The organism is Idiomarina tyrosinivorans (genome assembly GCF_003987475.1).
In the GTDB taxonomy this organism is placed as follows: domain Bacteria; phylum Pseudomonadota; class Gammaproteobacteria; order Enterobacterales; family Alteromonadaceae; genus Idiomarina; species Idiomarina tyrosinivorans.
Genome location: NZ_PIQH01000008.1, coordinates 17,843 through 40,070, shown reverse-complemented (window position 1 = coordinate 40,070; position 22,228 = coordinate 17,843). Strand labels below are relative to the sequence as shown.

Genomic DNA, 22,228 nt, shown 5'->3' with positions numbered 1-22,228 from the left:
TTACTGCGCGTCGAATGACTGACCGGTTGTACCGAAGCTATCGTCGCTCATTAAGTACAGGTAGGTCGGCATAATTTCGGCTGGCGTTTTCAGCGACATTGGGTCTTCAGCCGGATACGCTTTTGAGCGCATTTTAGTGCGCGTAGCGCCAGGGTTAATGGCGTTGCACCGTAAACCGGTGTTTTCATATTCATCGGCGATGACCTGCATCAATCCCTCGGTGGCGAATTTGCTTACTGCGTAAGGTCCCCAATACGCTCGCCCTTTGCGTCCAACCCCCGAAGAGGTAAAAACCAGCGAAGGCTTCGGTGCTGCCATTAACGCCGGCATCAACGCCTGCGTGAGGTAGAATTCCGCATGCACGTTAACTTGCATTACGTCATCCCAATCGTCCTTTTCAATATGCGTAAACGGCGACAGGATACCCAACAAGCTAGCGTTATGAAGCAGGCCATCTAAGCGCCCGAATTGGTCCATGATGGTAGCATTTAAGCCTTGGTAGTGTTCCATCGTCGCACCCTTTAAATCGAGTGGCACGATCGCCGGTTCCGCCCCGCCAGCGGCAACGATTTGGTCATACACCGATTCTAGTTTCTTTACTGTGCGTCCCAACAGGATGACTGTGGCACCATGGCGAGCAAAACTCAGTGCGGCTTCACGGCCAATGCCGTCTCCAGCACCGGTAACCAAAATCACTTTATCGCTGAGGGCATTGTCGGCTGCTTGGTAGTCTTTAACAGATTTCAAAACGTCTTCCATTCTTTGTATTGGACTCATTAGGGTAGTGTGGGCTATTGTACTCATAATCGATGCATTTCTCAGCAAAACACTAAAAAATACGGCAAAAGGTCTTTCAAGTTGGACCAGTCAGGTGTATAAAAAATTGAATAGCAATGGCGTGTGTTGCTTTGAACAGATAACAACCAGAACAACAAGGATTAGGGAAACCTCATGAAAAAATTGTTACTCCCATTGGCGATAGGCTCTGCGCTCAGTTTAGTAGGCTGCGGCAGTGGCGATGAGGCGCCGTTGACCGAGCAGGAAGTCAATGTTGCGGCAACTCGAGTTGCATTTGATCCAAGCAACAGTGTTTTACCCGTACCCACGAATATTTTGCTCAGCGGCAGTGTGGATGGCACCTTGAACATCCCGGTAGCTGATGCAACCGATAACTCCGACCCGCAAGTGGCGTTGAATGGTTTAGATGGTTGGGGCACTCACCCGACAATGACCTTCTCGTTTAACTTACCGGTTGATGAAGACGGCAACACAGTAACTGTCGACCCAACCAGCCTAGAAGCTGAAGGTGCAATTCGCGTGTTTGAAGCGGTACAAGGCGGTACTGCAGGTACCCCAGAAGCGTGTCAAACGGCTTCTCCAGCAGCAGTTTGTGCCATCGCTGGTGAGCTTACACAAGGCACCGATTTCGTGGTGAAGGCGACGTCCGGAAATTCCGTAGCCATTGTGCCACTGCACCCGTTGAAACCCAAAACAGGTTATGTTGTTGCCTTAACCAATAATATTCAAGATAGCCTAGGTCGTAATGTTCAGGGATCGCAAACCTACACCTTAATGAAGCGCTCTGTGGCAACCGATCCGGTTTCTGCCGATCCAAGCGCGCAAGCGTTGCAGTCGTTAATTAACAGTTACGAAGCGGCGTTAGCTGAGTTTGGGGTTGATACCTCGACGGTTATCTACAGCTCCAACTTCACTACCGAGTCGGCGGGTGATGTGCTGAAAACCGCGAAAGCGTTGATGGCACAGCAAATTGCTGCTGGCGCTCAGCCAGTGTTGAATGCCACCTTCCAAGGTTACACTGCAGATGTGGTGTTGCAGAATCAGTTAGGGGTGACTGACCCAACCGCGTTAGCGGCGGCGAGTGCTGCTCGAGTGTATGAAGGCGAAGTGACGCTGCCGTACTATTTGCCGGTACCAACGGCGGAAAATCCTACCGCACCGTTGAACGGTCGTTGGATGGCTCAGTGCGACAGCCCAGCCTCAATCTTGGGTGCTATTGAAGCTGGCATTATTGATCCCGCGGAAGTAGGCATTCCACCAGAGGCGTTGAGCGATCCTTCGTTATTGCTGCCGCCAGCGGGTAACTGTTACGACTTCCCAGGTATCGATACTGAACGCCACTTGACCAAGTACAATCCGATTCCTGCGAAAACAGCCGATATGACCGTAAAAGCGTTGGTCACAATTCCCGATTTAGCGACAGTGAATGCGATCCGCGCGAGTCGGGGCATGTCGACCCTAGCTGCTGCGCCTGCAAATGGCTGGCCAGTGGTCATTTTCTCGCATGGCATTACCTCAAATAAAGAGAGTGCCTACGGTATCGTCGGTTCTTTAGCGGCTGCGGGCTTCGCCACCGTAGCGATTGACCAGCCGTTACATGGCGAACGAGGCTTCGACCTGGATGGCGACGGCACTGATGAAATCAATGCCTCAAGTGCTGCAGGTGCTACCGCTTATATGAACTTGGCGAGCTTGTTGACCACCCGCGATAACTTGCGCCAGTCGATTATTGATATCGTTGATTTGCGTGCTAGCCTTAACTTCTTCGTGGCTGACGACGGTAGACAAATTGATGGTTCAAAAGTCTACTTTGTTGGGCACTCGTTGGGGGCCATTACAGGGGTTACTGCGACAGCGATTGCTGATGAACCCTTTGCTGATAGCTCTCCACTGGCTGCGCTGAACAGCTATTTTGATGTGCAAGCCAGCTCATTTGCGATGCCTGGTGGCAGTATTGCGAACTTCTTGCTGAGTTCAGATACCTTTGCTCCAGTTATCAAGAGCCAGTTGTTGTATGCCGCCAATGCCGATTTTGCCGCAGCGGTTAACGCTGCCGCCGAACAGCAGGGCGTGGCGCCGAACTCACCGCAGTTCCAGCAACTGTTGATTTCGGTTTATGAGCAATTTATTGCTGGCGCAAGCGCGGCTGAAGTGGCGCAAATTAATGCCACCTTTGAACAGTTCGCATTTGCCGCACAAGCAGTGGTTGACTCGGGCGACCCAGTGAACTTTGCCGATGAAGTGGTGGCTAATGGTACGCCAGTTCACTTAATTGAAGCCATCGGCGATTCCGTGATTCCTAATGCCGTAGAAGGCAAACCACTTGCCGGCACTGAGCCACTGATCAATTTGCTCGGTCTGCCAAGCATATCAACCACGGTTCAGTCTGAAGATGGTACCCCAGTGTCAGGTGCGGTGCGCTTCCCAGAGGCCACGCACGGCTCTATCGTTGACCCATCGGCCTCACCAGCATCGACCACAGAGATGCAAACCGAGATTTACTCGTGGTTTGGCTCTGGCATGACGCGGTTACCGATCAGTAACGAAGATGTTGTACAATAACCGTTAGTCATTAAGCAGATGATAAAGGCCAGCAATTATGCTGGCCTTTTTTTTAGCCAGAAGAAAAGTAAAGAGGCGAGCGAATATGGAGTTTGTTTTAGGGTTAGCCGGGTTTGTTGTTAAAGCGATCGTCATTGTGGTGGCCATTGCCATTATTATTGGCTTAATTGCACAGGCGGCGCAGCGCCAAAAGCGCAGTAAAGATGCTTTAGATATTACCGACCTAAGTGAAAAGTGGCGCGATATGCGTGACGAATTGAATTTGTCGTTGCTAGATAAAAAGGCGCGCAAAGCGGCGCAGAAGGCACTGAAAAAGGCTGATAAGCAACAGCAAACGCCGGAGCATAAATTATTCGTGCTGAACTTTAAAGGCAGCATGGATGCCAAGGAAACTGAAGCGTTACGGCACGAAGTGAATGCTATTGTGAGTGTGGCGACCGACAACGACCAAGTACTGGTTAAATTAGAAAGCGGTGGTGGCACCGTCAACGGTTACGGTTTCGGCGCCGCACAGTTACAACGTTTGCGAGACCATGGCATGCAAGTACATGTGGCCATTGATAAGGTTGCGGCTAGCGGAGGCTATATGATGGCGTGTGTGGCGCACCATATTTACGCTGCACCTTTTGCGTTAGTCGGCTCAATTGGCGTAGTGGCACAACTGCCTAACTTCCACCGTTGGTTGAAAAAACACGATGTCGACTTCGAAATGCTCACCGCGGGCGAATACAAACGCACATTGACGATCTTTGGCGAGAATACAGACGAAGGACGGCGAAAGTTTAAACAAGACTTGGAGGCGATTCATCGCCAATTTAAACAGTTTGTCCAGCAACATCGCGAGCAGTTAGATATCGATAAAGTGGCTACCGGTGAAGTATGGACTGGCCAAGAGGCAAAAGAGGTGGGTCTAGTGGATGAACTGATTACCAGTGATGCTTGGTTAATGAAACAGCTCGATAACTATGCGCTGGTAGAGCTTAGCTACCGCCAACGTAAAAGCTTGAGCGAGCGCGTCGCAAAGGGCGCAAGCATTGTGGTTAACGCGCTGAAGTCGCAACTGACGCAACCGCCACAACAGTAGAGCGCGCAGTAAAAGTAAGTAAAGCTCCCAACTCATGGCATGAGTTGGGAGCTTTTTTTCGTTATAAACTTTCTAAATCCTTGCCAGCGTCCGGGTCATTAAAGGTATTTTCATCGAACGCATTCTCTGAGCGCGCGACAATACAACTGACCATTGCATCGCCCGTCACATTAACTGCGGTGCGAGTCATATCGAGCAAACGGTCAACGCCGATAATCAAGCCAATCCCCTCAACCGGCAAACCGACTTGCTGCAGCACCATGGCTAACATGATTAAACCAACACCGGGCACACCCGCGGTGCCGATAGACGCCAAGGTGGCGGTAAGAATAACCATTAAATAGCTGCTCATGGTTAAGTCTAAACCGTAAACCTGAGCAATAAATACCGTTGCCACCCCTTGCATAATCGCCGTGCCATCCATGTTGATGGTGGCGCCCAATGGCACTGTGAAAGAGCCGATACTATTATTCACACCCAAGCGTTTAGTCACAGTTTCGAGGGTTACTGGAATAGTGGCATTACTACTTGCGGTGCTGAAAGCAAAGAGCTGAGTATCGCGCATTTTTCGCAAAAATTGGCGTGCGTTTAGGCGAGCTAGGAACTTCAGCAAGATCGGATAAACTACCAGGGCGTGGACAAATAGCACCACCAATACCAAAACAAAGTACTTGGCTAAACTGCCAATCATCTCTAAGCCTATGTCGGCAAACAGCTTCGCCATTAACGCAAACACACCATACGGGGCGAGATTCATTAGAATCACAACCAGCTTCATAATGACGTCGTTGATGTCTTCAAAAAAACCTCTGAGGCGTTCACCCGGCTTACCAACCAAAGCCATTGAAACGCCGAATAGCAATGAAAACACAATGATTTGCAGCATGTTGCCTTCAGCCATGGCATTGATTGGGTTGTCAGGGAACATGTTGATGAAGACTTGCGACAATGATGGCGCTTCACTGGGCTGGAAATTCGTGTCTGCAGCTCGCTCAATACCGGAGCCTGGCTGTACCAATACCGCAGCGCTAATGGCTAGAGTGATAGCAATAGCGGTGGTGACGACATAAAGCCCGACCGATTTACCGCCTAAGCGTCCCAGTTTGCTGGGGTCGCTGAGTGAGCAGGTACCCACTACCAGAGAAATGAAAACCAGTGGGACTACCAGCATCTTCAATGAAGTGATGAATATCTGGCCAACGACGTGGAACAAGCCGTTGGTAAGGTATTCATCAACCCACTGCACATCGTTAAAGAAATATCGAAGTATTGAGCCCAAAATAATACCGGCCACCATGCCTATGGCAATGCGGCTAGTCAGGCTGCGTTTTTTATTATCGCTCATAAAGCGTCCTATTAGGTGTTTTAGCCATCAATAAAGGGTTAAAGACTACCAGAGTTTGCCTGACTGCCAAAGCCTTGCGCGCTGGGGTGTCATGAAAATACCGTGAAGTTGCCATTGAATTGTCATATTTGCCAACTACCTTGATAAGAAAATCGTCACCAAGGGGTAAACCATGATCTCCGTTGACAACGTGATGCAACAAAATTTGCCCAAGCTTGAACAACGACCGTGGCTGAGAAAACCCGCATCGTGGGTGTTAAAACATTTGCTCCACGAGCGCGAGATTCAAGCCTTCCAGCAACAGTATCCGGCGCTGGATGGCATTGAGTTTGTAGAGCAAGTGTTGGACTTCTTTCATTTTTCCTACAGCGTGCGGGACAGTGAATTGGAGCGTATCCCTAGTCACGGTCGCACGGTGATTATTGCGAATCATCCTATCGGCTCGTTAGATGGTCTGGCACTATTGAAATTGATCAGTGACATTCGGTCAGATGTGAAAATACTCGCTAATGACTGGCTAATGCAGCTACCGCCGTTGCAGCCACTGCTGCTACCGGTAAATACCTTTGCGGGCAAAACCGCCAAGCAAACCGTGAATGCCGTAGCTGAACACTTAAATAATGACGGTGCGGTTATTGTATTTCCGTCTGGAGAGGTGTCGCGATTGCGTCCACAGGGGGGGCGCGACACACGCTGGCAGAAAGGCTTTCTGCGTTTCGCGCGCAGTACAAAAGCGGCTATTTTGCCCATATACATCAATGCCCATAATTCGGCATGGTTTTATGGCGCATCGATGGTCTATAAGCCACTTGCAACAGCCCTATTAGTAAAAGAAATGTTCCGCCAACAGGCAAAAAGTATTAGCTTCCGCATTGGTGAGGTGATTCCTTATGAAGCCTTCGGCCAAGACCCAGCACCGCTACCCAACCAAGTGCAGCGATTTCGCCGCCATCTTTACCGCATGGGGCGCGACAAGTCGCTGGTGTTTCCTACCTTGCCCGCTGTTGCCAAACCAGAGTCGCGGCAAGCGTTAAAAAATGCCGTCGAAGCCTGCGAGTGGTTGGGCGAAACGCCAGACGGCAAAGCCATTTATTTATACCGTTACCAAGGCAGTTCGCCGATCTTGCGCGAAATTGGGCGCTTGCGTGAACTGGCTTTCCGGGCCGTAGGCGAAGGCACCTGGCAGCGCCGCGATTTAGATAATTATGATGCCTACTATTTTCAGTTAATCCTGTGGGATCCTAACCAGTTAGAAATTGTCGGCGCTTATCGCTTAGGTGACAGCGCCAAGATCCAGGCAGAGAAGGGAGAGCAAGGCTTATACTCACGCGCGTTCTTCGTTTACCAAAACGCCATGCAGCAATACATTGAAAATGGTTTGGAACTTGGCCGAAGCTTCGTGCAACCCAGATATTGGGGTAAACGCAGCTTAGATTATTTGTGGCAAGGCATCGGTGCGTTCTTACGGAAACACCCAAACTATCGTTACCTATTTGGTGCGGTCAGTATGAGTGGCGAATTTCCGGCCCCAGTGCAAGATGCGATAGTGCAGTTTTATAAGTATTATTTCCCGACTCAACAACTTGCAGTGATGCCAATCACCCCGTTCCTGTTGCAGCAAGAAAATCCAGACTATCGCGTGAGCGGAGACTACCAAAAAGATTTCGCCAATCTCAAGCAACTATGCACAGATCACCACGTGAGCATTCCAACCCTCTACAAACAATATGCAGAGCTGTGCGAACCCGGTGGCGTCCAATTCCTCGGCTTCGGCCTAGATAAAGCATTTAACTCAGTCGACGGCCTCGTACTGGTAGACATCCACCGCCTCAAAGAGAAAAAGCGCCGCCGCTACCTAGCCTAGTCGCTTACTAAAGCGCTAATTCTTTACCGCGGCGATTAGCAGAGGCTCGCGGCATCGTCAGGGTTGGGGGAAGGCTCGGGGTGTGGGCGCTGGGGTGGTGAGTGCTCAGCGTCCCGTCGGTTCACGGTGTCTCCGGTAAAAAGACGCTCGAGCCATCCATGGCCGCTCAGTCTCTGGCCCTCCCTGGCCAGAGATGCTTTTTACCGGAGCCCCCGCGCCCCAACGACACGCTAATCAATATCGAGGAAAACGCGCCCACACCCCGAGCCCAATAGGTGCGGAGAAGCGATGCCGCCCACCATCGAGGAAAGCCGCAGTAAAGAAGTACCAGCCTTTATCTATTAGCCGTTATCCACCAGCTTCAGGCAGCCTGCTTGGGGTTGGTTGTTCTCTGCCACGGCGCGCTCGGTGTTGCTTCGGCATCGCTTCTCCGTAGCCCTAAGCTTGGGGTGTAGGCGCGACTTCTCCCATATTTAATGCACAACGTTGGGGCGCGAAGCTGGGGAAAAAGTATCTCCGGCCATGGACGGCCGGAGACTAAGCGCCTCATGGATGAGCTTGAGCGGCTTTTTCCCCAGCTTCGTGAACCGGTGGGGTGCCGTGCAATGACTCTCTGAGCGCCTACACACCAAGCGCCCTCCAGTCCTTCACGATGCCGACGCACCCAAGCTAGTCGCCGTGGTAGAGAACAATCAGCCCCAACCCTAACGATGCCGCGAGCCAGACCATAAGCCGCAGTAAAGAACTGGCAACATCAAAGCCAGCAGGCACAAAAAAGCCCGCGGCTGCGGGCTTTTGTATGCTTGCCTGCTTTAGGCAATATATTCGGGGCCGAAGCCGTTGGTCCAGAGGATGGCTGAGGCCACCATCAGTATGACCATTAAAATAAGCCCTGCGGTCACCACTGAACTGGAGTACAAAAAGCCACGTTCTTCTGGGATATGCATCAGAATGGGCACTCCGGAATAGAGCAGATACACTGAGTATGCCACACCGGCTAGGAAGGCGAGGGTCACGAACCAGAGTTCCGGATAGATTGCCGCGATTCCTGACATGATCGCTGGGGTGGCGGTATAAGCCGCTAGCTCTAGCGATTGGGTGTAAGTTGGGTCGGCACCGAAGGTTTTTGCCATCCAATGAATAAGATAAGCCAAGGCAAATACCGCTGCCATCATGCCGACATACATGGCAACTGCTAGCATAATTGCGCTATTTTGCGTGAGGTGAATGGGATCGCGTGTACCGATACTCCAACCCATATTGGCAGAAGCATGATATGCCGCTAGGCAGGGTAACAGCGCAACAATCAGGATGTGTGTAAAAGCGTAGGTAAAACTCTCGTGCCGTTGGTCGATCGTTTTCCACTCGTCTTGTGGGTGTGCGTATAAACCCCATATGTGATTCAAAATCATAGCGACCTCTCTTCCCCATGTCGTAACATACCAACGGTGTTGGTAATACTTCTCTCACGGCCGGCCTATTATCATTGTTGTCGGCCTTCGTGAACGAATGAAAGGGACAACTGAATCGATTAATATTCACCCTGTTTATCTTCTATATTGATGAGATTTTCATCAGAGTCAAGCGCTTTTTATTTTTGTCCTGACTGACGATATTCCATTCCTGCCTATGATAGATTAAATCGTTCATTCTTTTAGTTTTGTATCGGATTTATCATCGTTGCCATCAAATTTATAGAGGTTGCAACGATGACGTTAACGCAGTTACCTATTATCTCGTTTGCACAATTGGATACAGAACAAGAACGCACCCGGTTGCGCAAGGCGGCCAGTGATGTTGGCTTCTTTTACTTGGTTGATCACGGTTTAGCTACTGAACAATTGCAACAGGTGCTGGCCGTAAGCCGGCAGTTTTTTGCTTTGCCTGACGCGCAAAAGCGGGCGCTGGATATGGAGAACTCTCCGCACTTTCGTGGTTACAATGGTGTTGGCGCTGAGCAGACCGCGGGCGCTGCCGATACTCGCGAACAATTCGATTGGATGAATGAAACAACGGCGTTGGATAACCCACAGCAGCCTTGGCAGCGTTTGATCGGTCCTAATCAGTGGCCGCAGTCGCTGCCGCAGCTACGCCAGCAATTACTAGCATTAACCGCAAAGCAAACGCAGGTTGCCGTGGGGTTGCTGCGGGCGTTGTGTCAGTCGCTGGGGGTTGATGCTCATGCGTTAGACCATACCTTTAGCGATGCCCCTTATACCCATGCCAAGATCATCAAGTACCCTGGGGTTGAAGGTGCGACCCAGGGCGTTGGCGCGCACAAGGACCCAGGTTATTTAACCTTTGTTCTGCAGGACCAACAAAGCGGTTTAGAAGTCGAACACGATGGCGAATGGTTGAGTGTCGAGCCGCTTGCTGGTTCTTTTGTTGTCAATATTGGTGAGCTACTGGAATTGGCGTCGGACGGCTTTTTACAAGCGACTAAGCACCGCGTGCGGGTGCCAAAACCTGGGACTTATCGCTATTCTGCGGCGTATTTTATGGCGGCACAATTAGACGCTGAAGTGCCAGTATTAGACTTGCCCGCTGAGATGAAAGCGCGCTCGCAAGGTGTCTCTACCGATCCGAATAACCCCTTGCTTCGGCAGGTGGGAGAAAATGTGATTAAAGGGCGAGTACGCTCACATCCGAACGTAGCGGCTGCCCATGGCTACTAGGCCGCGGGCACTCCTGAGTGAAATTTAAAATCGTCATCTGCTGAGACGATGAGGTCGCGCTCGATGGCACCAAAAAATTCTACCCGCTCGGCGATCGATTGCTGGCTAATTTGTTCCGCTAAGCTTAAATAGTCCTCAAAATGTCTTGCCTCGGAACGCAGTAAGGAGAGGTAAAAGTTACCGAGTCGCGGATCAACATGAGGTGCCAGCGCGGCAAAGCGCTCACAAGAGCGTGCTTCAATGTAGGCGCCACAAATCAGCTTATCAACTAACGCTGCCGGTTCGTAGGTACGCACATGGGTGAGCATCCCTTTAGCGTAGCGGCTGGACGTGAGCTTGTCGTACTCGAACCCTAACTCATCAGCGATCTCTAGCACTTGGTAAAAGTGGTGTAACTCTTCTTTAATCAGTAACACCATTTTATCAATAAGTTCTTGGCTATAGGGCTTGCCAGATTTGGGAACCATGCGCTTATTGAGGCGATTGTGGTTTGCCAAGGCGCGCCAATCGCCCACCTGCCGATAGGTAAAATCTTCGTAAGGCTTTAACCACTGTAACAGCGCTTCACCGCTATCAGCGTCGACCGCATATTTACGGATCAACATCATTGCCGATTGTGCCGCTTTGAGTTCACAGACCAGGTGGTCAAACAATAAGGTTTCGGTATTTTCCGGCTTTAGTGCCTGTGTCACCCATTGTTCTGGCGTTTCGCATTGCAAAAAGGCTTTAACAGGCGCAATTAAGCGTTCATCTATCATACAACGTAACCTTAGTGATGAGCGGGGAGGGGATTAGCAACCAGTCGTGGACCAGTATCATCGACGTATAACACGCTGCTTTGTTGATACCAGTCGCCTAGAACAATCCGTTGGCCGATAGCTCCGCTTGCTAGCGCAAAAGTGTGGATCGCGGGACGGTGAGTATGGCCATGAATGAGTTGCGTGACGCCGGCTTGCTGCATATTCTGCACCACCGTTTGGTGCACCGCATCAAGCTTACGCAAGCTGTAAACATTATGGTGGCGAACTTGCCCTGATGATTGTTGGCGCAGTTTATTGGCAATTGCCATTCGTAGGCGTAATGGCAGACTCCCCAGTAAACCTTTCACCCATGGGTGCTGAATGATTTTGCGATAACGTTGATAGCCAAGATCATCGCTACACAGCGTATCACCATGCATGATCAGTGTTGGGGTGCCGTAAAGATCAATGGTCGTTGAGTCGTTTAGCAGCGTTATGCCGCAGGCCTTAGCCCAGCGTTCGCCGACCATAAAGTCTCGGTTGCCGGCAATGAAGTATACCTCGACCCCACGCTGGCTGACTGCCGCGAGCGCCCGTTGAATAGTTTGTGCAAATTCACTGGTATCGTCATCGCCGAGCCAAGCATCAAATAAATCACCGAGAATATACAGCTTCTGGAACGGCCGTTGTGGGCGTTCCAGAAACGTTAAAAACGCGGCGGTTATGTCGGGCCGCTGAGGCCCGAGGTGCAGGTCTGCGATAAAGCAGGTGGTCATTATTTACTCAATAATTTCCGCTGATTCAATGACCACATCTTCCACTGGCACATCTTGGTGAAAGCCGGCACTACCCGTTTTAACACCTTTAATCGCATTCACAGTGTCCATACCGTCTACGACTTCCGCGAATACGCAGTAGCCGTAACCGTTAGGCGTTTCGTTTTGGAAGTTCAAAAAGTCGTTATTTCCGACATTGATGAAGAACTGAGACGACGCTGAATGAGGATCAGGGGTACGTGCCATCGCAACGGTTCCAACATTGTTCGGCTTAGCGGTTGGCGCCTCGTTTTCAATGTTTTCACGGGTCGGTTTTTGTTGCATACCCGCCGTGAATCCGCCGCCCTGAATCATGAAATTATTGATTACACGGTGGAACAATGTGCCGTCGTAGAATCCGTCGCGCACATACTGTAAAAAGTTTTCCACCGTTTTCGGCGCGGTGTCTTGGTGCATGGCTAACGTGATGTCGCCGTGATTAGTGTGCAGTACAACTTGCATGATTAAACCTCAAAACAATTCGAATCAAAGCGCCATTGTACCAGAAAGCACAGCTACGGGTAGGTTTTGCCAACCGAAGGGCTGTCGCCAGAGTGGCGGGAGAGTGCTATCATAGGCGATTATTTCGTTCTGTTACGCAGTCTATTTACCTAGCATGGGAGCCAGAAACCAATGGCATTGACGTTGTTCAATACACTCACTCGTAAAAAGCAAACCTTTACCCCGATTGATCCGAACTCAGTGGGTGTTTATGTGTGTGGAGTGACAACGTACGACCATTGCCATATCGGTCATGCGCGCACTTATGTGGCTTTCGACACTTTAGTGCGCTACCTTCGGGCGGCGGGCTATCCGGTAAAATACGTACGCAACATCACTGATATTGACGATAAAATCATCGAACGTGCTAACCAACGTGGAATGACTGCGCGTCAGTTAGCGGATCAATACATTGCTGATATGCACGAAGATTTTGCTGCACTGAATATTCAGCAACCAGACGTTGAACCGCGAGTGTCGGAGCACATGGCTGACATCATTGCCATGATTGAGCGTTTGATTGAACGCGAAGTGGCGTATAAAACCGCCGATGGCGATGTGTTGTTTAGTGTTTCCGGGTTTACCGATTATGGAAAGTTGAGTCGCCAAGACTTGGAACAGTTGCAGGCTGGTGCAAGGGTTGAGGTGAACCAAGATAAACACGACCCGTTAGATTTTGTGCTTTGGAAACACGCCAAGCCTGGTGAGCCGTCTTGGCCGTCACCCTGGGGCGAGGGGCGCCCGGGTTGGCATATTGAGTGCTCGGCGATGAATAAGCGTCATCTCGGTGAAAATTTCGATATTCATGGTGGCGGTTCCGATCTGATTTTCCCGCACCACGAGAATGAAGTGGCGCAAAGCTGCTGTGCCAATGATAGCCCTTACGTGAACTATTGGATGCACAGTGGCATGGTGCAGGTCGACGATGTGAAGATGTCGAAATCATTGGGTAACTTCTTCACCATTCGCGACGTACTGCAAAAATATGATGCGGAGACGGTGCGCTATTTTTTACAAACCAGCCACTATCGCTCGCAGTTAAACTACAGCCAAGATAACTTAGAGCAAGCGCACGCTGCGCTTGAGCGTTTATATACTGCCCTCCGCGGAGTGCAGTTGGTGGCGCCTGAGGAAGCCGTTAAAGCAGCGTTTTGGCAGCAATTTCAGCACGCCATGGACGACGACCTGAATGTGCCAGAAGCCCTAGCGGTATTGTTTGAATTGGCTAAAGCCATCAATCGCGAGAAAGCCAATGAGCCTGAGTTGGCGGGACAATATGCCAGTATTTTGCGAGAGCTCGGCGGTTACTTGGGGCTACTACAACGCCAACCTGATGAGTTTTTACAGGGCGCAGGCGACAGCGACAGAGACTTTGCCAATAAGGTCGAAGCATTGATCGCGAAGCGCAATAATGCCCGTAAAGAGAAAGACTGGAGTACCGCCGACGCTGCCAGAGATGAGCTTGCTGCTCTCGGCGTCGTGCTAGAAGATAGTGCTAACGGCACAACCTGGCGTCGCGGTTAATACAACATAACGGAGGATGCATGGCATTTCCTAAACTGACAGTGGTTAAATCATTGTCTGAGGTATCAGCAGAACAAGCAGACGCGTTAATTTTGGTCGGCAATCTTGCTGCGATTGATGATGAGCATTATGCCGAATATGTGATGTCGGCACGGCAGACCGATGCACGCATTGGTAAACAAGTGCTGTTGCTGCAGCATGTGCAGGCACCGGGACACCGCTTGATTTTGGCTCCCACGGGACCGCTTAACCGCGACTACGATGATGTTCGTGAAATTTTTGATGCAGCCCATAAGGCAGCAACAATTGCTCGCGATGCTGGGGCAATTAAGCCAGTGATCATGTTAAATGGCATTCCTGCGGAAGCGCGTTACCAAGAAGCCGAATTGGCGGCTTATTTGGGTGCTTGCCAAAGTTTGTACCAAGGGCTTGAAGCGCGGGAAGCGGTGGGTGAAGACATTCTTGAACCCGTGCAGCAAATCACCCTTGTGGGTCAACAATTAGACGCTGAGTGGGCAATGGCGGTAGAAGCGGGTAAACGCGTCGCGCGCGATTTAGCCGGGACCGAGCCTGAGCGTATGGCGCCGTTGAAATTTGCCGAATATTGCCGTCAAGCATTTGCCCATACCGCGGTAAAAGTCACTGTTAAAGATGACGTGCAGCAACTGCAACATGAATACCCGTTGTTGTCTGCTGTGGCACGAGCGTCGATTCCTGTGGCGCGTCATCGTCCATGCGTGGTGCGGTTAGAATATCAAGGTGCTAATCCACAGCGGACACTCATGTTTGCGGGTAAAGGCGTGGTTTACGATACCGGTGGCGCAGACCTGAAAACCGGCGGCCACATGGCGGGTATGAGTCGCGATAAAGGCGGGGCAGCGGCAGTGGCTGGCTTTGTCAAAACCGTGGCTGAATTACAACCTGATGATATTGCTGTTGTTGCCGAGTTAGGTGCCGTGCGTAATAGCGTGGGAGCCGATGCTTTTGTTGCTGACGAAATCATTACTGCACACAGCGGCAAACGGGTAAGGATTGGTAATACCGATGCTGAAGGGCGCTTGGTGATGGCAGATATGTTATCGCACTTGCGGGAAGAAGCGGCTGACGGTAAGTGGCAACAGCCTGAGCTGTTCACTGTGGCAACCTTAACTGGCCATGCCGCGCTAGCGAAAGGACCTTACACTGCATTAGTGCCAAACCGTCAAGCGTCACTTGCTGATATTCCGCAAGCGTTGTTTGCTGCTGGTGAACGTTATGGCGATCCAGCAGAAATCTCTTGGGCGCGGCGCGAGGACTATCAATTTGTTGCACCACGAACGCCAGCGGATGACCTGTTGTCGAGTAATAACGGGCCGTCAGCAACCACTGCGCGCGGACATCAGTTCCCCATGGCGTTTTTGGCGATTTCTTCTGGCCTTGCTGAACATGAAACCGATTCAGCGACACCGCTAGCGTATGTGCATATGGATATTGCTGGTAGTGGCGTCGAGGGCGGTGACTGGCAACACGGTAAGCCAACTGCAGCACCGGTAACCTGTTTAGCGGGGCGTTATTTGCGCCGTTAATGGCATGGCGACAAATAGCCCATTAAAAAAGCCGCTGTCGAAATCGACAGCGGCTTTTTTGTTTAAGGCGCTTCAATCGGAATCTTATCCAATTGTTCCTTAGTCTTTCCGTGCGGGGTTGGTTGCCGCGTTTCTGGATCAATGTGAACGAAGACGATATCGTCGGCCTCACAGATGGTTTGCTTGGTCTGCTTGTTGCGCACCACACAGGCAATCGATAGCGATGTGCGCCCGACTTTTTTCGCTTCCAGCCCAAATTCTACAACGTCGCCTTGAAATGCCGAAGTTTCAAAGCTTATTTCACCGATGTGTTTGGTTACTAGACTTTTCGCTTCTAGTTGGCAACTGGCAAATATATAAGCTTCTTCGTCAATCCATTCTAGAATGCGACCCCCGAACAACGATCCTGCAAAGTTGAGGTCGTTCGGCATCACTAATCTTCGAGACAGAAAACGCATACCTGCTCCTTAGTGCGATGGTTGTTGTAATTGCCGTTTAAAAAAGTCGGCAATCATTGAGTACAAATGGATCCGCGTTTGTTTGCCATGAATCGAATGCTTTTTGCCTGGGTAAGTCATCATCTCAAATGGCAACGCTTGATCTTGGAGTACTTTATAAAGCTTTGTGCTGTTGGTAAAGAGCACATTGTCGTCTGCCATGCCATGATAGGTGAGTAGCTTACCTTGTAGGTTCTTGGCATAAGGGAATACCGCAGAGGTCTGGTATTGTTTACCATCGCTCGGCATTCCCATATAACGTTCTGTGTAATGTGTGTCGTAAAGGCTCCAGTCTGTTACTGGCGCGCCAGAGACAGCCGCTTGGAAATAGTCTGGCGCGCGGAATAGCGTCATCAACGCCATGTAGCCGCCGTAGCTGTGGCCATAGATACCGATTCTTTGGTCATCAACGTATGGCAAGCTACGCAGATATTCGACCCCGCGCACTTGGTCAGCCACTTCGGGATGCCCCATGTTTTTATAAATTGGGTTTTCGAAGGCTTTACCGCGATTAGTGGAGCCACGGTTATCGAGGGTGAAAACCACAAATCCTTGTTGTGCCATATATTGCAGGAACGGGTTACCCCAGCTTCGTGTTACACGTTGTGCACCAGGACCGCCGTAAACGTAGATCATCACCGGATATTTTTTCTGGGCGTCAAAGTTTAACGGCTTGGTGATTTGGTAATGTAAGGTTTGACCGTCTTCGGCGGTGAGGGTGCCAAAATCAGGGTATTGCCAATCGCGCCAGTAAGGCTTCAGTGGATGCTGGTCGTCGATGACGTTCTGGTTAAGCCACGCGATACGCTCGCCAGTGGGCCCGTGCAATGATGTTTGTGGCGGTTGTTTCGGCGACGAAAAGGTATCCAAATACGCACGTGAATCGCTAGCAAAAACAATATCGTGCATACCATCACGTTCGCTAATTTGGGTCATGGCACCGGCACTCGAGTTATTCAGGTGTACGCGGTACAGGTGACGTTCGATAGGGGTTTTAGCGCGTCCAGTGAAATACACTAAGCCTGCCGCTTCGTCGACACTTTCTAATTCATCAACCACCCAATCGCCACTGGTTAACTGACGAATCAAACTGCCATCAAGGCGATACAAGTACAGGTGCTTATAGCCGCTGCGCTCGGATGCCCAAATGAAATGCTTGTTATCTTTTAAGAAATACAAGTCGTCGTTTAAATTAATCCAAGTATCGCTGGTTTCTGTGAGCAATACCTTGTCGTTCTCGCCATTGACGTTAACGACATGCAAGTCGAGTTGCTGCTGTGAACGGTTTTGCCATTGGTAACTGAGACGCTGGCTGTCGTGCAACCACTTAACGCGAGCAAGATAACCGTCGCCGTACTGCGCTAAATTCAGCCATTCGGTTTTTTTGCTGGCGATATCCATGATGCCGAGATCGATGTCAACATTAGCGGTACCGGCTTTTGGGTAGCGTTGTTGAATCATTTCTATGCGGTCAGCGTATATTTCGCTACGGGTGATATTGTCCACTGGCGATTCATCGACCCGGGTCAGGGCAATGTGGCTCTCATCAGGTGACCACCAATAGCCAGTCATGCGGTCCATCTCTTCTTGCGCGACGAACTCCGCCATCCCGTATTTTATTGGACCACCGCCTTGCTGGGTTAATGCGGTTTCTTCACCATTGGCAAGGTTGATAATGTAAAGGTTTTGCTCACGGATAAACGACACATAATGACCCTGCGGAGACAACCGAGCGTCTGTTTCAAAGGCGTCTGTCTGGGTCAATTGGCGGGCTTTGTCGGCACCAATGCGATAATAGTAAATGTCGCCGTTTAATGGGAATAGCAGGGCTTTTCCGTCACGACTCCAGCTGTAATCGATAATACCTGAACCGCTTAAGCGCAAGCGTTCGCGACGTGCTTTTTCTTCGTCAGAGAGCTGCTCTTCGCCTTTGTGCAGAACGTCTGAATTGACTAAACGTTGGTGCGTGTTTGAGGCAATGTCGTAAATCCACAAGTCGTAGCGCGATGGCGCGTCTTCACGACCTTTTAGATAGCTGATACGTTGCCCATCTGGGGCGAACCGCATCGCTCGTGGTTGAGCGCCTGTCAGCGCAGGAGCGGAGAAGATTCGTTCAATAGAGAGTTTTTCTGCGTGCGCGGAGGGGAGTAGCAGTAACCCCGATAGCGCAACGGTTGCCGAAATAAGTCGGCGGCGAAAGTTGTGAGCCATAAAAAAACCTAAACGCTTAGTGATCGACTAAACGTTTAGGTTACCAAAGTCTGTGACGAATTTCTGTGGTTTACGATTAAAAGCTGATTTGTACGCCCAACGCAACGTTGCGACCACTGACAGGCGCATCCTCTTTGAGAAATGAACTATGCACAAAGCCCAGTTGATTGGTCAAATTCTCGACCTTGGCATAAATACTTAAGCTGCTATCACTGACCAGTGTCGGGTAATAGCTTACCGAGACGTTCACAATGTTGTAGCCGTCAGTGGTGGTTTCGTTGGTGGCTACTTGGTCTTGGCTAAAGTACTTGATGTATTCCAGAGCACTATCCCAGTGCGCGGTTTGATAACGCAGCGCAGCGCCTAGCCGTTGCGGTGGAATACGCGGCAAGTTTCCCCCATCGGTTAATTGAGCGCGAGTGTAGTCGCTGAATGCGTGCACTGAAACGGCGGCGTTTAATTGCCAGTCGGCTTCAAGTTCATAACCATAGAGGTCCACATCGGCCTGACTGAACTGTACCACCGCTAGACCCTCTGCCATGTTAGCATTTTGGACTAATTCCGCACTGTTGATAGCGGTGAAACGCTCATAGATGAAGTGATTCACGTGGTTGTAAAAGAGGTTGGCTTTCAGGTGCAGGTCGTCAAGTTTGATATGCGCGCCGAGGTCTAAATTATTAGACACTTCGGTATCCAGCTTGTTTTGCGCAACACTGAGTTTGTAACGTCCATCATTTTGCTGCTGCAGTCGATAGCGCGCGCCAAGTTCAAAGGTGCGCGTGGCAAAGTGGTTGCCGTTGGCAAACACTTCCGTGCCTGTGGGGGCTCGCTCCGCATGGGTAAGGTTCCACGATAGTGCAGTGTGTTCATTGGCGTGAAAGATATAGCCCAGTGAGGCTGAAAGCGTCCCATAGTTTTGCTGACTCCCAGGTTCCTCCAAATCTGCATCCAACGCCGTGTGCTCATAGCGCCCACCGAGCTGCCAATGGTGAGGACCTTGCTCATGGTCTCCCACCCAAAATACGCCCACGGTTTGGCGCGCGGTATCGGGCGCAAATGCCTCTTCGCCCCGTGCTTTGGATTGCTTATCTTCTAATTGCAGCCCAATCGCTCCGGTAAAGCCCAGCACCGCGTTATGGGTTGCTGTCACTCGCAGTTCATGTTGGTCGTTAAAGAATCCAGTACCCGCTGAGTCACCCTCAATTTCTTGATGTTGGTAGTCGGTGTAAGCGTAACGCCATTCGACCTTTTGCCAGTGGTCGTTTGCGGGGAGGTAAGCACCGGCTAACGAGAAGCGGTTTTGCTTCATGTCCGAGAATGGCAGGGCTTCGTCATGTTGCGCGTGCACGTCTTCGCCCTCGTCGTGGTGGTGCCCGGGAATACCATATTGTTGTGCTAAACGAGAGGCTGAAACGCCCAAATAGCCGCGATTAAAGAAATAACTGGTACCGACCGTAGCGCCCTTGGCATCGACAAAAGTATTCTCCACCCGATCTTGGGTTTCACCCTCATCATTGGTAAATGTCGGTGTGTGGTAATCGTCACTTTTTCGAATAAAGCCATCGGCATGGAATGCCCAGTTCCCAGCGCCCGTTGTCACCGCGGCGTTACCTTGGCGTTGATTGGCAACACTGTTCATTGATAATCCTATGCTTGCCTCGGTCGTTGCCGGGCGTTCACTAGGAATGCGTTGGTCGACGACATTGATCACGCCACCAATAGCACCACTGCCGTAGAGTAAGGTGGCTGGGCCGCGCAACACTTCAATTTGTTGTGCAGTAGATGCCTCAGCAGTAATGGCATGATCAGGACTTGCGCGGGATACGTCACCGGTATCCAGACCATTTTGGGTGGTTTTGACTCGGGCCCCAGATAGTCCTCGAACAATCGGGCTCCCTGCAACGGTCGCGAAGTGCGTGTTGTTGATGCCGGGCATGGTGGCGAGGGTTTCACCGAGACTGTTTGCTTGCAGACGCCGCAATTCGTCGCCGCTCAGCACCGAAATAGGTTGGGCGGACTCAACACTGGTGCGTGCTAGTGGGCTGGCTTGAATTTGAATAATTTCATCAGCTGTTACACTTTTTTTATCCGCGTCTGATGGCGAAGCTTGTTGTGCAGTCGCTTGAATACTGATGGCTAATAGCGATAGACAAGCGCCAGAAAGTCGCTGTTTTTTATTGCATTTCATCACTGCTCCAGACTTAAGTAATGTTATACTATAGCGGTGTTATATTATAACGTATCTTTTCGTTTGTCGTTTTGCAAGCGCTATTTGCCGCGCCTGACTGGTGACTCGTCGATAGCTCGGGTAAACTGATGACGTTTGTTAAAAACAACCTTTAGGAAAATCAACATGAGAACAACAAAGCTAGCGTTAGCGGCTGCCATGGCGAGCTTGCTCGTCGCCTGTGGTAACGGTAACGATTCGGGGAAACAGCAAGCGGCTATTCAAGCGCAACCATCGAATATTAAGGCGCACTTAGAGTTTTTAGCCGACGACGACATGCGTGGCCGTGACACGGGTAGCCGTGGACATGAAATCGCCGCCAATTATGTGGCGTCAGAATTTAAACAGCTAGGCTTAGAGCCTGGCGGTGATGACGGTACGTACTTTCAGCGTATTCCATTCGTGAAAAGTACCTTAGTGCCAAACAGTGCGACAATGTCGATGACCGTTGATGGCAAAGAAGTCGATTTCGACTTCCCGAAAGACTTCATCACGGGCCCAAGCCATTACAGCGAGAAAGACGAAGTCACTGCACCGATGGTGTTCGTAGGCTACGGCATTGTTGCTGATGAATTTGGCATGAATGACTACGAAGGCTTGGATGTCGACGGTAAAATTGTGGTGATGCTAGCAGGCCGTCCAGAAGGTCTTCCAAGTGAAGAGGGTGCGCATTTATCCAGCACTCGTGACGACATAGCGCGGGAAAAAGGTGCGGTCGGCATTGTCACAATCCATACGCCTGAGCGTGAAAAAGTGCGTAAATTCGAATCAAGCATTTACTACGCCAACATGCCGCGGATGAAATGGGTTGGTCCAAACGGTTTACCGGGTGGTGAAGAGCAGCAGTTAATGGGCTCTGCGTACGTCAATATTGATGCGGCGAAGAAACTGTTCAGTAACGCGCCAGTAGCTTTAGACAAAATTTATGAGCAAGCGGCAAACAATGAACGTCCGAAAGGATTCCCATTGAACGCGAGCCTTACGCTTACACGCCAGTCTAAGCATGAAAAAATCACCAGCCCAAATGTCGCCGGTATTCTGCCGGGCAAAGACGCGAAGTTGAAAGACGAATATGTGCTTTATACCGCGCACTTGGACCACGTTGGTGTGGTAAAAGACTTAAGCCGTGAAGACAACATCAACAATGGTGCAATGGATAACGCGGCCGGTGTTTCTGTCATGCTAGAAACTGCACGCATGTTTGTTGAAGATGGCGCTCCAACGGACCGTTCAATCATGTTCTTGGCAGTAACAGGCGAAGAAAAAGGCCTATTGGGTGCGGATTACTTTGCTCATAACCCAACGGTGCCGATGAGCCAAATCGTTGCCAACGTGAACTTGGATATGCCGGTGTTGTTGTACGATTTTGCTGATGTGATTGCGTTCGGTGCCTCGCACTCAACGTTAGGTGATGTGGTAACTCGCGCTGCGGCGAAATACGACACCAAACAAAGCCCAGACCCGATGCCAGAGCAAGCGATCTTTGTCCGCTCTGACCACTACACTTTGGTGAAGCAAGGCGTTCCTGCGGTATTCTTGATGACAGGTTTCGAGTCTCGTACGGAAGGTGAAGATGGCGGTGAAGTTTGGGGAGAATTCTTCGCCAAGCACTACCACAAGCCGAGCGATGAGCCTAGCTTGCCGATCAATTATGAAGCAGGTGCTCGCTTTACCAACATCAACTACGAAATTGGTAAAGAAATTGCCAACGATCCTCAGCGTCCACAGTGGTTGAAAGACTCCTACTTTGGTAAAGAGTTCGGTCGTGATTAAGCGCTAATTTTAGCGAAAATAAAAAGCCAGCTTGCGTTAACGCAGCT

16 protein-coding genes are annotated in these 22,228 nt (G+C 50.6%); 7 read left to right on the top strand and 9 right to left on the bottom strand.

The features are described 5' to 3' along the window. Positions 1-759 (bottom strand): YciK family oxidoreductase, encoded by a 759-nt coding sequence (locus CWI84_RS08875; RefSeq protein ID WP_126842246.1) that lies wholly within the window; start codon positions 757-759, stop codon positions 1-3. 192 nt (positions 760-951) lie between these two features. On the opposite strand from CWI84_RS08875, the gene CWI84_RS08870 reads away from it, so the two are divergent. Both CWI84_RS08870 and sohB read left to right on the top strand, forming a co-directional pair. Then, positions 952-3,360, top strand: coding sequence for a VolA/Pla-1 family phospholipase (locus CWI84_RS08870; RefSeq protein ID WP_126842245.1), 2,409 nt, complete (start codon positions 952-954; stop codon positions 3,358-3,360). A gap of 85 nt (positions 3,361-3,445) precedes the next feature. Then, the gene (sohB, locus tag CWI84_RS08865) at positions 3,446-4,444 is read left to right on the top strand and encodes a protease SohB (protein WP_126842244.1); all 999 of its coding nucleotides are present in this window, start codon (positions 3,446-3,448) and stop codon (positions 4,442-4,444) included. Between the two features lie 61 nt (positions 4,445-4,505). Here the strand turns inward: sohB and CWI84_RS08860 are convergent, their stop codons facing one another. Next, positions 4,506-5,789 carry a dicarboxylate/amino acid:cation symporter gene (locus tag CWI84_RS08860; protein ID WP_126842243.1) on the bottom strand — a complete coding sequence of 428 codons (1,284 nt, stop codon included), beginning with the start codon at positions 5,787-5,789 and terminating at the stop codon, positions 4,506-4,508. A 172-nt stretch (positions 5,790-5,961) separates the two neighbouring features. Here CWI84_RS08860 and olsF point away from each other — a divergent pair, with 172 nt between their 5' ends. Next, positions 5,962-7,653 (top strand): bifunctional ornithine lipid synthase OlsF, encoded by a 1,692-nt coding sequence (gene olsF, locus CWI84_RS08855; protein WP_126842242.1) that lies wholly within the window; start codon positions 5,962-5,964, stop codon positions 7,651-7,653. 812 nt (positions 7,654-8,465) lie between these two features. Here olsF and CWI84_RS08850 read toward each other — a convergent pair. Beyond that, positions 8,466-9,065, bottom strand: a complete 600-nt coding sequence (locus CWI84_RS08850) for a Yip1 family protein (protein ID WP_126842241.1) — start codon at positions 9,063-9,065, stop codon at positions 8,466-8,468. A 297-nt stretch (positions 9,066-9,362) separates the two neighbouring features. On the opposite strand from CWI84_RS08850, the gene CWI84_RS08845 reads away from it, so the two are divergent. Continuing rightward, positions 9,363-10,328, top strand: coding sequence for an isopenicillin N synthase family dioxygenase (locus CWI84_RS08845; RefSeq protein ID WP_126842240.1), 966 nt, complete (start codon positions 9,363-9,365; stop codon positions 10,326-10,328). Here the strand turns inward: CWI84_RS08845 and miaE are convergent. The 3 genes from miaE to CWI84_RS08830 are packed head-to-tail and all read right to left on the bottom strand — an operon-like array spanning position 10,325 to position 12,345. Further along, positions 10,325-11,086, bottom strand: coding sequence for a tRNA isopentenyl-2-thiomethyl-A-37 hydroxylase MiaE (gene miaE / locus CWI84_RS08840; protein WP_126842239.1), 762 nt, complete (start codon positions 11,084-11,086; stop codon positions 10,325-10,327). The genes CWI84_RS08845 and miaE overlap by 4 nt on opposite strands. A gap of 11 nt (positions 11,087-11,097) precedes the next feature. Next, positions 11,098-11,844, bottom strand: coding sequence for a UDP-2,3-diacylglucosamine diphosphatase (locus tag CWI84_RS08835; RefSeq protein ID WP_126842238.1), 747 nt, complete (start codon positions 11,842-11,844; stop codon positions 11,098-11,100). A gap of 3 nt (positions 11,845-11,847) precedes the next feature. Next, positions 11,848-12,345: a peptidylprolyl isomerase gene (locus CWI84_RS08830; protein ID WP_126842237.1), complete on the bottom strand. Its 498-nt coding sequence runs from the start codon at positions 12,343-12,345 to the stop codon at positions 11,848-11,850. 171 nt (positions 12,346-12,516) lie between these two features. Between CWI84_RS08830 and cysS the strand changes: the two genes are divergently transcribed. Further along, the gene (gene cysS, locus CWI84_RS08825; protein WP_126842236.1) at positions 12,517-13,908 is read left to right on the top strand and encodes a cysteine--tRNA ligase; all 1,392 of its coding nucleotides are present in this window, start codon (positions 12,517-12,519) and stop codon (positions 13,906-13,908) included. A 20-nt stretch (positions 13,909-13,928) separates the two neighbouring features. Continuing rightward, positions 13,929-15,473 (top strand): M17 family metallopeptidase, encoded by a 1,545-nt coding sequence (locus CWI84_RS08820; RefSeq protein ID WP_126842235.1) that lies wholly within the window; start codon positions 13,929-13,931, stop codon positions 15,471-15,473. A gap of 62 nt (positions 15,474-15,535) precedes the next feature. Here CWI84_RS08820 and CWI84_RS08815 read toward each other — a convergent pair whose 3' ends face one another. The 3 genes from CWI84_RS08815 to CWI84_RS08805 all read right to left on the bottom strand — a co-directional run bounded on the left by CWI84_RS08815 (position 15,536) and on the right by CWI84_RS08805 (position 20,369). After that, positions 15,536-15,931: an acyl-CoA thioesterase gene (locus CWI84_RS08815; protein WP_126842234.1), complete on the bottom strand. Its 396-nt coding sequence runs from the start codon at positions 15,929-15,931 to the stop codon at positions 15,536-15,538. Positions 15,932-15,940: 9 nt separating this feature from the next. Continuing rightward, positions 15,941-18,181: a S9 family peptidase gene (locus tag CWI84_RS08810; RefSeq protein ID WP_126842233.1), complete on the bottom strand. Its 2,241-nt coding sequence runs from the start codon at positions 18,179-18,181 to the stop codon at positions 15,941-15,943. A 76-nt stretch (positions 18,182-18,257) separates the two neighbouring features. Next, entirely contained in the window at positions 18,258-20,369 is a 2,112-nt protein-coding gene (locus tag CWI84_RS08805) for a TonB-dependent receptor (protein ID WP_126842232.1), read from the bottom strand. Between the two features lie 165 nt (positions 20,370-20,534). On the opposite strand from CWI84_RS08805, the gene CWI84_RS08800 reads away from it, so the two are divergent. Beyond that, positions 20,535-22,181, top strand: coding sequence for a M28 family metallopeptidase (locus CWI84_RS08800; RefSeq protein ID WP_126842231.1), 1,647 nt, complete (start codon positions 20,535-20,537; stop codon positions 22,179-22,181). The last annotated feature ends 47 nt before the right edge of the window (positions 22,182-22,228 follow it).

Coding starts and splice junctions, on each gene's coding strand:
- CWI84_RS08875 (WP_126842246.1), bottom strand. CDS start 759: ATGGAAGACGTTTTGAAATCTGTTAAAGACTACCAAGCAGCCGACAAT.
- CWI84_RS08870 (WP_126842245.1), top strand. CDS start 952: ATGAAAAAATTGTTACTCCCATTGGCGATAGGCTCTGCGCTCAGTTTA.
- sohB (WP_126842244.1), top strand. CDS start 3,446: ATGGAGTTTGTTTTAGGGTTAGCCGGGTTTGTTGTTAAAGCGATCGTC.
- CWI84_RS08860 (WP_126842243.1), bottom strand. CDS start 5,789: ATGAGCGATAATAAAAAACGCAGCCTGACTAGCCGCATTGCCATAGGC.
- olsF (WP_126842242.1), top strand. CDS start 5,962: ATGATCTCCGTTGACAACGTGATGCAACAAAATTTGCCCAAGCTTGAA.
- CWI84_RS08850 (WP_126842241.1), bottom strand. CDS start 9,065: ATGATTTTGAATCACATATGGGGTTTATACGCACACCCACAAGACGAG.
- CWI84_RS08845 (WP_126842240.1), top strand. CDS start 9,363: ATGACGTTAACGCAGTTACCTATTATCTCGTTTGCACAATTGGATACA.
- miaE (WP_126842239.1), bottom strand. CDS start 11,086: ATGATAGATGAACGCTTAATTGCGCCTGTTAAAGCCTTTTTGCAATGC.
- CWI84_RS08835 (WP_126842238.1), bottom strand. CDS start 11,844: ATGACCACCTGCTTTATCGCAGACCTGCACCTCGGGCCTCAGCGGCCC.
- CWI84_RS08830 (WP_126842237.1), bottom strand. CDS start 12,345: ATGCAAGTTGTACTGCACACTAATCACGGCGACATCACGTTAGCCATG.
- cysS (WP_126842236.1), top strand. CDS start 12,517: ATGGCATTGACGTTGTTCAATACACTCACTCGTAAAAAGCAAACCTTT.
- CWI84_RS08820 (WP_126842235.1), top strand. CDS start 13,929: ATGGCATTTCCTAAACTGACAGTGGTTAAATCATTGTCTGAGGTATCA.
- CWI84_RS08815 (WP_126842234.1), bottom strand. CDS start 15,931: ATGCGTTTTCTGTCTCGAAGATTAGTGATGCCGAACGACCTCAACTTT.
- CWI84_RS08810 (WP_126842233.1), bottom strand. CDS start 18,181: ATGGCTCACAACTTTCGCCGCCGACTTATTTCGGCAACCGTTGCGCTA.
- CWI84_RS08805 (WP_126842232.1), bottom strand. CDS start 20,369: ATGAAATGCAATAAAAAACAGCGACTTTCTGGCGCTTGTCTATCGCTA.
- CWI84_RS08800 (WP_126842231.1), top strand. CDS start 20,535: ATGAGAACAACAAAGCTAGCGTTAGCGGCTGCCATGGCGAGCTTGCTC.